At 42.0% G+C, this 13,072-nt stretch carries 14 protein-coding genes; all 14 read left to right on the forward strand.

What is annotated here, in order from left to right; genetic code table 11:
- Positions 1-10: 10 nt before the first annotated feature.
- The 14 genes from otnI (at position 11) to tatC (ending at position 13,027) form a co-directional block, all read left to right on the forward strand.
- Complete coding sequence (gene otnI, locus M1F05_RS02690) at positions 11-790, forward strand: 2-oxo-tetronate isomerase (RefSeq protein WP_206086338.1); 780 nt, start codon at positions 11-13, stop codon at positions 788-790.
- Positions 791-802: 12 nt separating this feature from the next.
- Positions 803-1,570 (forward strand): DeoR/GlpR family DNA-binding transcription regulator, encoded by a 768-nt coding sequence (locus tag M1F05_RS02695; protein ID WP_206086339.1) that lies wholly within the window; start codon positions 803-805, stop codon positions 1,568-1,570.
- 62 nt (positions 1,571-1,632) lie between these two features.
- Positions 1,633-2,592 carry a D-erythronate dehydrogenase gene (gene denD, locus M1F05_RS02700; protein ID WP_206086340.1) on the forward strand — a complete coding sequence of 320 codons (960 nt, stop codon included), beginning with the start codon at positions 1,633-1,635 and terminating at the stop codon, positions 2,590-2,592.
- A gap of 10 nt (positions 2,593-2,602) precedes the next feature.
- Positions 2,603-3,979: a GntP family permease gene (locus tag M1F05_RS02705; RefSeq protein WP_004914902.1), complete on the forward strand. Its 1,377-nt coding sequence runs from the start codon at positions 2,603-2,605 to the stop codon at positions 3,977-3,979.
- A 267-nt stretch (positions 3,980-4,246) separates the two neighbouring features.
- Positions 4,247-5,005 (forward strand): uridine phosphorylase, encoded by a 759-nt coding sequence (udp, locus tag M1F05_RS02710; RefSeq protein ID WP_206086341.1) that lies wholly within the window; start codon positions 4,247-4,249, stop codon positions 5,003-5,005.
- Positions 5,006-5,280: 275 nt separating this feature from the next.
- Positions 5,281-6,063: a tyrosine-protein phosphatase gene (locus M1F05_RS02715; RefSeq protein ID WP_206086342.1), complete on the forward strand. Its 783-nt coding sequence runs from the start codon at positions 5,281-5,283 to the stop codon at positions 6,061-6,063.
- 137 nt (positions 6,064-6,200) lie between these two features.
- The gene (locus tag M1F05_RS02720) at positions 6,201-6,731 is read left to right on the forward strand and encodes a DedA family protein (RefSeq protein WP_206086343.1); all 531 of its coding nucleotides are present in this window, start codon (positions 6,201-6,203) and stop codon (positions 6,729-6,731) included.
- Positions 6,732-6,838: 107 nt separating this feature from the next.
- Positions 6,839-8,194, forward strand: a complete 1,356-nt coding sequence (gene rmuC / locus M1F05_RS02725; protein ID WP_206086344.1) for a DNA recombination protein RmuC — start codon at positions 6,839-6,841, stop codon at positions 8,192-8,194.
- 74 nt (positions 8,195-8,268) lie between these two features.
- Positions 8,269-9,024 carry a bifunctional demethylmenaquinone methyltransferase/2-methoxy-6-polyprenyl-1,4-benzoquinol methylase UbiE gene (ubiE, locus tag M1F05_RS02730; RefSeq protein WP_047756010.1) on the forward strand — a complete coding sequence of 252 codons (756 nt, stop codon included), beginning with the start codon at positions 8,269-8,271 and terminating at the stop codon, positions 9,022-9,024.
- A gap of 1 nt (position 9,025) precedes the next feature.
- Positions 9,026-9,679 (forward strand): SCP2 domain-containing protein, encoded by a 654-nt coding sequence (locus tag M1F05_RS02735; protein WP_206086345.1) that lies wholly within the window; start codon positions 9,026-9,028, stop codon positions 9,677-9,679.
- On the forward strand, positions 9,666-11,300 hold the full coding sequence (ubiB, locus tag M1F05_RS02740; RefSeq protein WP_206086346.1) for a ubiquinone biosynthesis regulatory protein kinase UbiB: 1,635 nt from the start codon (positions 9,666-9,668) through the stop codon (positions 11,298-11,300). The genes M1F05_RS02735 and ubiB overlap by 14 nt, the downstream gene beginning before the upstream one ends.
- 113 nt (positions 11,301-11,413) lie before the next feature.
- Entirely contained in the window at positions 11,414-11,695 is a 282-nt protein-coding gene (gene tatA / locus M1F05_RS02745; protein WP_206086347.1) for a twin-arginine translocase TatA/TatE family subunit, read from the forward strand.
- Positions 11,696-11,698: 3 nt separating this feature from the next.
- Positions 11,699-12,259 (forward strand): Sec-independent protein translocase protein TatB, encoded by a 561-nt coding sequence (gene tatB / locus M1F05_RS02750; protein ID WP_206086348.1) that lies wholly within the window; start codon positions 11,699-11,701, stop codon positions 12,257-12,259.
- A 3-nt stretch (positions 12,260-12,262) separates the two neighbouring features.
- Complete coding sequence (gene tatC / locus M1F05_RS02755) at positions 12,263-13,027, forward strand: Sec-independent protein translocase subunit TatC (RefSeq protein WP_206086349.1); 765 nt, start codon at positions 12,263-12,265, stop codon at positions 13,025-13,027.
- The last annotated feature ends 45 nt before the right edge of the window (positions 13,028-13,072 follow it).

Raw genomic sequence — 13,072 nt, forward strand, 5'->3', positions numbered from 1 at the left:
GAGGCAAAAAATGGCTAAGTTTGCAGCAAATCTCAGCATGATGTTTAACGAAGTGCCTTTTATGCAACGTTTTGAAAGTGCAGCGAATGCAGGTTTTAAAGGCGTTGAATATCTTTTTCCTTATGAAGAAGATGCCAATTTAATTGCGAATGAACTGAAAAAACACAATTTAACGCAGGCATTGTTCAATATGCCTGCAGGTAACTGGGCTGCGGGCGAGCGTGGCATGGCATCTCTTCCAGGTCGTGAGGCTGAATTTGCCGAAGGTGTACAAACGGCTCTGACATACGCGAAAGCATTGGGTTGTAAACAAGTGCATGCAATGGCGGGGAAAGTGAATGAAAACGTCACATTAGAACAGCAAAAAGCGTGTTTCATCAAAAATATTCAACATGCTGCGGATGTGATGGCGGAGCATGGGATCCGTGTACTGATTGAGCCAATCAATACCCGTGATATGCCTGGGTATTTTTTAACGACTCAAAAGCAAGCTGAAGCATTATTACCTGAAATTAATCGTGAAAACGTATTTATCCAGTTGGATTTATATCACTGCCAAATTATGGAGGGTGATTTATTGAAAACAATCGAACGTTTATGGGGTAAATTTAGTCATATTCAGATAGCGTCAGTCCCTTACCGTCATGAACCCGATAGTGGCGAAGTGAATTACCCTTGGATTTTCAAACAATTGGATGAAATGGGTTATGACGGCTGGTTAGGATGTGAATATCATCCTGCAGGCCGTACCGAAGATGGGTTAGGCTGGCTTAAACAAGCAGATTCATAATTAGGAGAACCTATGCTCCCTTCTGAGCGTCGTGATTTTATTTACCGTTACGTACATGAGCGCCAAACTGTGTCGATCAGTGACTTAGTTGAGCTTATGAATGTCTCTCATATGACCGTACGACGTGATATTCGGATGCTAGAAGAAGAAGGGAAGGTGCTCAGTATCAGTGGTGGCGTTAAGTTAAATGATGTGTTGCGTCAAGAACTACCTTGGAGTGAAAAGGCGCGATTGCATCACCGTCATAAGCGTGAAATTGGCCAGTTTGCCAGTTCGTTAGTTGAGGATGGGCAAGTTGTGTACCTCGATGCGGGGACGACAACATTTGAAATCGCTCGTGTCCTTGGTGAACGCTTTAATTTAACGATTGTCACTAATGATTTTTCTATCATGCAGTATTTGATGGATAAATCGCAGCTCAACCTTTACCACACAGGTGGGCAAGTGGACAAACGCAATCATTCTTGCGTTGGGAATACCGCCGCGATGATGTTGCAAACCTTGAATGTGGATATTGCGTTTATCAGTACCAGCTCATGGGATTTGCAACATGGTGTTTCAACACCTCATGAGGAAAAAGTACAGATAAAACAAACGCTACTAGATGTAAGCCGACGCTGTGTGTTGGTTTCAGATAGTAGCAAATTTGGCAAGTATGGCATGTTCCGTGTTTGCCCTCTAAATCAGTTGCACGACATTGTTTGTGATGATCGATTACCCATCGATGTGGTGCAACGGATAACAGAACAAAACATAAAACTTCATTTAATAAAGACATAAAACATAAATAATCTTACCTAGAACTGCATAGCCAGAAAAAGGCTATAGCAAGGAGAATTACAATGAAAGTTATTATTACTGGTGGCGCAGGCTTTCTGGGCCAGCAGCTAGCCGCTGCTTTGCTTAAAAATAGCCAGGGTTTAAAATTTGACCACCTTGTTTTAGCCGATATTCAGTGCCCTACATCGCCAGTTGAAGATGCGAGAGTGACCTGTGTCGCGTTGGATTTAACCCAGACTGGCGCAGCTAATGAACTGATTGATGCGCAAACGGATGTGGTTTTCCACCTTGCAGCTATTGTGAGCAGCCATGCTGAAAGCGATTTTGACCTAGGCATGAAAGTCAACTTCGAAGCAACGCGCCAATTATTGGAAGCTGCTCGTGAGAAGAACCCTGCAATTAAATTTATGTTCACCAGCTCATTAGCTGTTTTTGGTGGGCAATTACCTGATGTGATCACTGATCTGTGTGTTGTGAACCCACAGTCGTCTTATGGCGCGCAAAAAGCGATGTGTGAGTTAATGGTGAATGACTACTCCCGTAAAGGCTATATAGATGGACGGGTTATGCGTTTGCCAACAATTAGTATTCGCCCTGGAGTACCAAACAAAGCCGCTTCTTCATTTGCCAGTGGCATCATTCGTGAGCCATTAAATGGTATTGAGAGCGTTTGTCCAGTTTCACCTGACTTAGCATTATGGTTATCAAGCCCAGAAACGGTGATTAACAATTTTATTCATGCGGTGAGTATTCCTGCGGAAAAATTTGGCCAGTCACGGACAGTGAATTTGCCAGGCATCACCGTCACGGTTCAGGGAATGATTGACGCATTACGTGATGTTGCAGGTCAAGAAACGGTTGATCTTATCCGTTTTGAGCCCGATGAAGCCATTAATCGCATTGTGGCGAGTTGGCCAGGCAAATTTGATATTAGCCGTGCATTGGATTTAGGTTTCCGTGCAGATGGCTCGTTTGGTGATGCGATCCGTTCGTTTATCACCCACCACGGCTCGTCTAATTAGGAGATAGCCTATGTCCTATATTCCTGTTATTGGCCTCGCGGTGGCCATATTCGTTCTGATTTTTCTCGTATTACGAACGCGCGTTCATGCGTTATTGGCAATGCTCATTGCCGCGGCAATTGCGGGTGTTTCTGGTGGTTTAACAGCAGCGGAGACAGTGACAGTCATTACAAAAGGCTTTGGGTCAACACTTGGTAGCATCGGTATTGTTATCGGACTCGGGGTAATGATGGGAAGGGTGCTGGAAGTTTCAGGTGCTGCTGAACAAATCGCCTATAGCTTTATCAAATGGTTAGGGAAAAAACGTGAGGAGTGGGCACTGGCAATTACGGGCTATATTGTCAGTATCCCTATCTTCGTTGACTCCGCTTTCGTCATTTTATATCCATTGGCAAAAGCGCTGGCGAAAAATGGTAAGCGCAGCATATTAACCTTAGGTGTTGCACTGGCTGGTGGTTTAGTTGTTACGCACCATACAGTTCCTCCGACACCAGGCCCTTTAGGCGTTGCTGGTATTTTTGGTGTCGATGTTGGGGCGATGATCCTGGCTGGAATGAGCCTCGCTATTCCTTGTGTAATCGGAATTGTTTTTTATGCAAAATGGTTAGGAACTAAATATCCTGAGTTTATGCCAGATGAAACGGGCAGTGAAGATCTGAAAGAAGTTCATGCACGTTACATGGAAGAAAAAGCAAACAAACCATTACCAAGCTTATTTTTATCTTTACTACCGATTATCACGCCAATCTTGTTGATTTTTATCAATGCAATTAATGGCTTGATTTTAAAAACTGAATCATTCCAAGGAATGGAAAGCAATTGGTATTTTCAGACATTTGAATTCTTAGGTGCGCCAATTATTGCTTTATCAATTAGTGTGTTGATATCGGTATACACATTAATGCCAAAAGCAACAAAAGAAGAAGTCATCGACCGTATGGAAGAAGGCTTACAAGCCGCTGGGATTATCTTGTTAGTGACAGGTGCTGGTGGTGCGTTAGGCGCAGTATTACGTGATAGTGGGACAGGTAATATTCTTGCTGAGCACGTTGCAAACTTACCAATTACACCTGTACTAATTCCTTTTATTATCGCGACATTAGTGCGCTTAATTCAAGGGTCTGGCACGGTAGCGATGATCACAGCAGCATCCATATCTGCACCAATCATCAGCCAAATACCCGATATTAACTTATTGGTTGCGGCGCAAGCGGCAACAATGGGGTCTCTGTTCTTCGGTTATTTCAACGACAGCCTATATTGGGTTGTGAACAGAATGATGGGGATTAAAGACGTAAAACAACAAATGATCGTTTGGTCTATACCTACAACAATAGCGTGGGCGATTGGTTTAGTTGGCGTCCTTGTCCTTGATGTAATTCTCTAAAATTGTACTTTAAGCTTTACCTGCCAATCCAAAGCGCCTTTACAGGCGCTTTTTTTCGATAATCAGGTACATTCATCTATACTGATTGCATCTTAAACATATTCTCAATATGGCACCTTTATTTTGTGATTAAAATCACGTTTTATTGAAAATAAAATGATGATGTTTTCATTAAAAGAGATACTCGTCACTAAATTAACTTGTGCTTATCGCTATATTAATAGTAGCTAATTAATTCAATGATGCCATTGTGTAAAGGAGTTTGATATGTCTGACGTTTTCCACTTAGGTTTAAAGAAAAGTGACTTACAGGGTGCAACCGTAGCGATTGTTCCTGGGGATCCTAACCGTGTTGAAAAAATTGCACGTCTGATGGATAACCCTGTACACCTTGCGTCATTACGTGAGTATACTTCGTGGCGTGGTGAGCTCGATGGTAAAGCTGTTATTGTTTGCTCAACAGGTATTGGTGGCCCATCTACCTCTATTGCAGTTGAAGAACTCGCGCAATTAGGTATCCGTACTTTCCTACGTATTGGTACAACTGGTGCAATCCAAGAAGATATTAATGTGGGTGATGTATTAGTCACCACAGGTGCAGTACGCTTAGATGGTGCGAGCCAGCACTTTGCGCCACTTGAATACCCAGCAGTGGCGGATTTTGATTGTACTAATGCATTATTTGCAGCGGCAAAAGATGCGGGTGCAACGGTTCATGTTGGTGTAACAGCCTCTTCAGATACTTTCTACCCAGGCCAAGAGCGTTATGATACCTATACTGGTCGTGTAATGCGCCATTTCAGAGGCTCAATGAAAGAGTGGCAAGACATGGGCGTTATGAACTATGAAATGGAATCAGCAACGTTACTGACCATGTGCTCAAGCAGCAAAGGCTTACGTGCAGGTATGGTTGCAGGGGTGATTGTTAATCGTACACAACAAGAAATCCCAAATGAAGCATTACTGAAGAAAACAGAAGGTAATGTGCTGAGTATTGTTGTTGAAGCGGCACGTCGTTTACTGTAATCAATGATTTACTGGCTCGCCTATTTAAAATTCACTCGGTTGTGGAAAGGCAATAGGCGGGCTTAGTTTGCCCTTCAAATTATTTATTTGAATCATAATCCTGCCAAGTTTTTAACAGTTTGTAATGAATTTCCAGAAAATAACGTGATCCTCTTATTCATTAGATCTGTTATTGTCATAAAAACAATTATCAATATTATGTGCCCTTTAATCGTTTGGGTTGCATCTTCTTTATTTGCAACTTAGACGTGTGCTGTGGGCAAAAAGGAATCATTATGTCAACAACACCTTACCTTCACCCTTCCGTCCTTCCACTGAAAGGGGGGATTAATTTCCGCGATTTAGGTGGGAAAAAACTATCAAATGGCAATAAAATCAAACCTGGCGTGCTGTTCCGTTCAGGGGCATTAGATCGCTTAACTCAGGATGATGAGTCGGTTTTACAATCACAAAATCTTTTCCAAATTATTGATTATCGTGACGAAGTTGAAATCATTGCTAAGCCTGATGTTGTTTGGCAAGGTGCACATTATGTCCATGCTCCGGCAAACCCGCTCGCCAAAGAAGTGACAGCAAACTTAGATAAGCTCACGCCAGAAATATTGGAACAGTTTGATCCACAAGCCTTTATGTTTCGTTTGTATGAATTATTACCGTTGAATAACCCCGCATATCATCAATTGGTGAACATGCTACAGCAACCCGAAAAAGGGGGGATTGTTCAGCACTGTGCCGTCGGGAAAGACCGCACTGGTGTCGGCTCGGCGTTGGTTTTATTTGCTTTAGGTGCTGATCTTGAAACGGTAATGGAAGACTATTTACTCACTAACGAAACATTAGCGCCATATCGTAAGCACTTACTGGAAGAACACGCAAAAACCATGAGTGATAGCATCGTGAAAAAGTTCGAGTATGTGTATTCTGTCCGTGAAGAGTTCCTACAAACAGCCTTAAAAAGCATTGAAAAACAGTATGGTAATGTGAATAAGTGGTTGGAAACCGATTTTGGCTTAGGGCTGAAACAACGTGAAGACTTACAGCAACACTTCCTCGAATAATAGATGTTACTTTGGCTGATGTTGTGTGAATAAAGGTATGAGCACATAACTCAGCTGAATTTATTGTCCTGTTTAATCTTGATTTATACGTTTTTCGCTACTGTAATACATCTAACCATTGATGGAAGGAATATACCGTGACGCTCAATGAAATCGTGACCGTTGTGACGGATTTTACTCGTGAACATGAAGTATGGGCGCTACCCATTATTTTCTTTCTCGCCTTTGGTGAATCTCTCGCTTTCTTATCACTTCTTTTACCTGCAACAGTGATACTGCTTGCGCTTGGCGCTTTGATTGGTGAAAGCAATATTGTTTTTTGGCCTATTTGGTTGGCTGCTGCGCTAGGGGCCTTTTTTGGCGATTGGCTTTCTTACTGGTTTGGTTTTCATTACAAAGAAAACGTACGCAAGATGTGGCCGATTTCCCGTAATCCGCAAATGATTGATAAAGGGCAAGTTTTTTTTGATCGATGGGGGATTTGGGGGATCTTTTTTGGCCGTTTCTTCGGGCCATTGAGGGCCGTCGTCCCTTTGGTTGCAGGGATCTGTGCGATGCCTCAACGCCATTTCCAACTTGCCAATATTGCCTCTGCGATGATCTGGGCGTTTGGCATACTCGCCCCAGGAGCCCTTGGTCTTAAATGGTTTGCGAGTTGGATAGGCTAGGCTTGCGAAGCGGCTCGCAAATAAACGGCGGCAAATGAAATTACCTCTGGACACTTATACAGTATCCCATTACCTTACACTAGATTTTGTAAAGTAAGGATTTAATCGTGGATACCTCTCTTTTATATGCCGTTATTGGTGCGTTGAGTGGCATTTTAGTCGGTGGTTTAGCGACGTGGTTTTCTATTGCCCAAAAAATCGCGCACAAAGATCAAGAGCTACAACAGGCTTACCGCCAACTTGCAGCCAGCGATGAAAAAAATGTGCATCTTGCTCAGTGGAAAGAGGAGTATGACAGGCTTGATCAAGAGCTTCGTACACAACGTGACATTAACCGGGAACAAGAGGCCGAATTACGCGAAGTCATCACACGGTTAGAGCAAAATCAGCTTGCTAACGAAGAAAAACAACGCATTTTACAGAACAGTGAGCAACGCTTAACGACTCAGTTCGAAAATTTAGCGAATCGTATTTTTGAACAAAATGAGCGTCGTGCTTCAGAACAGCAGCAAAAAAGCTTACTCGCAATGCTATCGCCTTTTCGTGAGCAATTAGATGGTTTTCGCCAACAAGTTCAACAAAGTTTTGGTGAAGAAGCGAAAGAAAGGCATACATTGGCCTATGAAATTAGGCAGTTGCAGCAGCTCAACAATCAGATGACCAAAGAGGCCGTTAATCTAACGCGTGCGCTGAAAGGGGATAACAAGATACAGGGTAATTGGGGAGAAACTATTCTAACCCGTATCTTAGAAGTTTCCGGTTTGCGCGAAGGCAGCGAATTTGAAACCCAAGTCAGTATTAATACGGGTTATAATAGCCGCTATCAACCTGATGTCATTATCCACCTTCCTGAAGGTAAAGATGTGGTTGTCGATGCCAAAATGTCATTAGTGTCTTACGAGCACTATTTCAATAGTGAAGACCCTCATGAGCAGCAACAAGCATTAAAAAACCACGTTGCTTCCATTCGTAATCATATGCGAATGCTGAGCCGAAAGGATTATCATCAGTTACCAGGAATTCGTTCACTGGATTACGTTTTAATGTTTATTCCTATTGAGCCAGCCTATTTGCTGGCTTTGAAAGAAGCCCCTGAGCTACTCGATGAAGGAATAAAGCAAAATATTATGTTAGTTTGTCCATCCACCTTGCTAGTGGCGGTTCGAACAATTAATAATATATGGCGTTATGAGCGACAAGGGCAAAATGCCCAAGAAATTGCAGATAAGGCAGCAAAAATGTACGACAAGCTGCGTTTATTTGTGGATGATATGCAGGTTTTAGGCACCAGCCTTGATAAAGCGAATAATACTTACCATTCGGCGATGAAACGCCTTGCTCAAGGGCGGGGTAATTTGATTAGCCAAGCGGAAAGTTTTAAGGAGCTTGGGGTAGAGATAAAACAACCTATTGAGCCTCAACTTGTAGAGCGGTCAGATTCACCTAATTGTGCTGAATCGTAGACTTCTAATAGGGTTTTACCTCAAAGGCTGTTACACTTCCTACAAAGTTTGAATGATAAGCAGGCATAAGAGAAATGACTGAACCAACGAAAGAAACCATTGATTTTGGTTTCCGCACTGTCGGCAAAGAGGATAAAGCTGGCTTAGTAGCGAATGTTTTTCACTCTGTAGCATCAAAATATGACTTAATGAATGACCTGATGTCATTCGGTATTCATCGTATCTGGAAACGTTTCACGATTGAAGCAAGCGGTGTGCGCCGTAATCAGCGTGTACTGGATCTTGCGGGTGGAACAGGGGACTTAACCGCAAAATTTTCACGCTTGGTGGGTGAAAAAGGGGAAGTCATTCTGGCAGATATTAACGATTCCATGCTGAAAATGGGGCGTGAAAAATTACGTGACCTCGGCATTGTGGGAAATGTTAATTATGTTCAAGCTAACGCAGAAGAACTACCATTCCCAGATAACTATTTTGATTGTATTACCATTTCTTTTGGCTTGCGGAACGTTACCGATAAAGACAAAGCACTGCGTTCAATGTTTCGTGTGCTAAAACCAGGCGGTCGCTTGCTGGTCTTAGAATTTTCAAAACCCGTTATTGAGCCACTGAATAAAGCTTATGACGCATATTCATTCCATATTTTACCGCGTATTGGGCAGGCTATTGTCAACGATCCAGATAGTTATCGTTACTTAGCAGAATCAATCCGTATGCACCCAAATCAAGAAACTTTGAAAGGGATGATGGAAAATGCCGGTTTTGAACAAGTGTCTTATACAAATATGACCGGTGGTATTGTTGCACTGCACAAAGGGTTTAAATTCTAAGATGGAAGCAGCATCAGCACATACCGAAATCCAACATACGGTTTTGTATTCTTTAATAACAGCAATGATGGAAACCTCTCTTAATCATATGCTGTTTAAAGAGAAAGTTCTGCAGCCTGCTAGGATGCGTTTGGCGGGTAAGGTGATGTCCATTGAGTTAAAAGAGCTTAATAAAACACTGACCCTGATTTTTGCGGAAAATCATGTTGATGTACTGAGCGAATGGACTGAAGCGGCAGATTGTACAATTAAAACGTCGCTGTTCACTTTAGTGAAGTTGAAAGACAAACAACAATTATCTCAATTGATTAATCACGGTGATATCGTGATTGAAGGGGATATGCAGATTGTCCAACATTGGTCTTCTTTGCTCGATTTAGCGATTTGGAATCCAGCTCACTATTTATCACCGTATATCGGCGATGTAGCAGCGGAAGGGTTGAGCAAGCTGCTAAATAAAGGTGTTTGCCTTGTAACTCATTTGGTTAAACGCCAAAAGACGTATGTTAAAGATGCCCTGATTGAAGAGTGGAAAATGGCGCCAAGCCAACTTGAACTCGTGCATTTTAGTGATGAGGTTGAGCAAATTGAGAGCTCAATGAGTACGCTGGAACAACGGCTAAGCCAACTGGAGGAGAAGAATGACACCCGGTGAATTAAAACGACTTTACTTCATTATTCGGGTTTTTCTCTCTTACGGATTAGATGAGTTAATCCCCAAAATTAAACTTACGTTGCCACTTCGTATTGGTCGCTTGGGTTTTTTTTGGATTAGGAATCAGCACAAAGATAAAGAACTTGGTGAAAGATTACGTCTTGCATTACAAGAATTAGGCCCCGTTTGGATTAAATTTGGCCAGATGTTATCGACTCGCCGAGATCTCTTTCCACCTGCAATCGCAGACCAACTCTCTTTACTACAAGACAAAGTTGCCAGCTTCGATGGTAAATTAGCACGTGGTTATATTGAGGCTTCTTTAGGTGGGCCTCTGGAGCAATGGTTTGATCATTTTGATGAGCAAGCACTCGCATCCGCGTCCATCGCTCAAGTTCATACGGCTATTTTAAAAGAAAACGGCAAAGATGTTGTTATCAAGGTTATTCGCCCAGATATTTTACCTATTATCAAAGCGGATATTAAGCTCATGTACCGTATCGCAAATTGGGTGCCGTTATTACCTGATGGGCGCCGTTTGCGTCCAAAAGAAGTGGTCCGTGAATATGAAAAAACATTAATTGATGAGCTGAACCTTTTACGCGAGTCGGCGAATGCTATTCAACTGCGACGTAACTTTGAAAACAGCTCTATGCTGTATATCCCTGAAGTTTATCCAGACTATTGCCGTGAAAATGTCATGGTAATGGAACGTATCTATGGGATCCCTGTATCAGATATTGCGACACTCAAAGCGCAGGGAACCAATATGAAGCTGTTGGCTGAGCGCGGTGTAAAGGTCTTTTTCACTCAAGTGTTTCGCGATAGCTTTTTCCATGCGGATATGCATCCTGGGAATATTTTTGTCAGTTATGAGCACCCAGAAGACCCTCTGTATATTGGTATTGACTGTGGTATCGTCGGCTCATTAAATAAAGAAGATAAGCGCTATTTAGCTGAAAACTTTATTGCATTTTTTAATCGTGATTACCGTAAAGTTGCGGAGCTTCACGTCGATTCTGGTTGGGTTCCCCAAGATACTAATGTGGAGGATTTTGAATTCGCCATTCGTACAGTATGCGAACCTATCTTTGAAAAGCCATTAGCCGAAATCTCTTTCGGGCATGTACTACTGAATTTATTTAATACGGCGCGCCGTTTTAATATGGAAGTGCAACCTCAGTTAGTACTATTGCAAAAAACATTATTGTATGTGGAAGGTCTTGGTCGGCAGCTATACCCTCAGTTGGATTTATGGAAAACAGCAAAACCATTTTTAGAGGATTGGGTGCATAGCCAAGTTGGCTTACCTGCAATTACACAAGCATTGAAAGAAAAAGCACCTTATTGGGCTGAAAAAATGCCTGAGCTACCAGATTTAATTTATGGTGCCCTGAAACAACACAAGTACTTGCAGTCAAACATTGAACAACTTGCACAGCAGTTGAAAGGTCAGCGAAATAAACAGCGAAAATCGCAATACCTATTAGGAATAGGGGCTACATTTATCCTCTGTGGCAGTTTATTCTTTATTTCCGATTTAACGCGTCTTTCCGCAGTGTTTATGGCTGCTGGTGCTTTATCGTGGTTGTTTGGCTGGTGTAAAACAGGCGAAAATTAAGTAAACTTTGTTTTGCGACAAGTTTATAAGGCTGTGAACATTTCCGTATTTTGTGTTGGTTGTATATAATAGACCTAATAACAATTGATCCCAAAACTATAGAGGTATTAACAATGGAATCAACTATTGCAATGGCTGCTTTTGGTAGTCCTTGGCAACTCATTATTATTGCTTTGCTTATTATTTTAATTTTCGGCACCAAAAAATTACGTTCTTTAGGTTCTGATTTAGGTGAATCACTCAAAGGCTTTAAAAAAGCGATGAGTGATGATGAAAAAGCGAAAGTAGAACAAGAAAAGCAAGATGCTGATTTTGCGACTAAAAATATTACGGAACAACAGGCTGCAGAGAAAAAAGAAAGCCCAGTTGAGAGCAAAAACAAAGAGCAGGGTTAAACCGTGTTTGACATAGGTTTTAGTGAACTGTTGCTTGTTGCTGTCATCGGTCTTGTTGTATTAGGGCCTGAGCGCTTACCTGTGGCGGTGAGAACCGTTGCTGGGTGGATTCGTACCATGCGCTCAATGGCTGCTAATGTACAAAATGAGTTATCGCAAGAGCTGAAATTACAGGAATTGCAAGAAACGCTGAAAAAAGTTGAGGAGAAAGCTAATCTAGAAGCGCTGTCTCCTGAACTGAAGCAGTCTATGGAAGAACTGCGGACAGCAGCTCAGTCACTGAAAAGTGGCTATCAAGCAACAACTAATGATATTGAAACAGAGTTAAATAAAGCTAAAGAAATCACTGATAGCTATGATACAGCTGTCAAAGATGCGAAAAACAGCGCTGAACAGACGCAAGAATCGGATCCAGATCCTGAGTATGCGGCTAAAATGGCTGCTGTTGTTGAGGAAGTTGAAACTGAGGAACCAGCAAAAACTGATGAGCCAGTCGCTTTAGCAACAACAGACTCGCAAGATACTAAAGCTAAAAACTCGAATCAAACCGAAAGTGAAAAATAACACATGGCTGTAAATGATACACAACCACTTATTAGCCACCTCATTGAACTTCGCAAACGGCTATTAAACTGTTTAATAACAGTTTTAATTGTCTTCGCTGCACTTGCTTATTTTTCAAATGATATCTACCGTCTCGTTGCGGCCCCTTTGATTGATAAGCTGCCAGTGGGTTCGCAAATGAGTGCGACTGATGTGGCATCAACATTTTTTACCCCGATTAAATTGACAATGATGGTCTCGGTTTTTGTATCGATACCTGTTATTCTTTATCAAATCTGGGCATTTATTGCACCAGCACTCTATAAGCATGAGCGTAAATTGATGTTACCTCTGCTGGTTTCAAGTAGCTTTTTATTTTATCTTGGAATGGCATTTGCTTATTTTGTTGTCTTCCCACTAGCATTTGGCTTCTTTGTTAAAACAACGCCAGATAGCGTTAACTTCATTCCTGATATCAGTAAGTACCTTAGTTTCGTTATGACTTTGTTTATGGCGTTTGGTGCGGCTTTTGAGGTGCCTATTGCCATTATCTTACTGTGTTGGACTGGGGTCACTACCCCTGAGGCACTTAAGCGTAAACGTCCATACATTCTTGTAGGGGCATTTATCGTCGGGATGTTCTTAACGCCTCCAGATGTATTATCTCAAACGCTACTTGCAGTGCCCATGTACTTGCTCTTTGAGCTTGGTGTTTTACTTTCTAATTTCTACGTAGGTAAAGGAAGGAAGCGTCAAGAAGAAGAGGAAGATGAAAAAGAAGAATCTTAACCTTAATAGATGCATCGAGCTCCTGATTTTACTGACAATAAAACG

Source organism: Providencia sp. PROV252 (assembly GCF_033676005.1).
GTDB classification, from domain to species: domain Bacteria; phylum Pseudomonadota; class Gammaproteobacteria; order Enterobacterales; family Enterobacteriaceae; genus Providencia; species Providencia vermicola.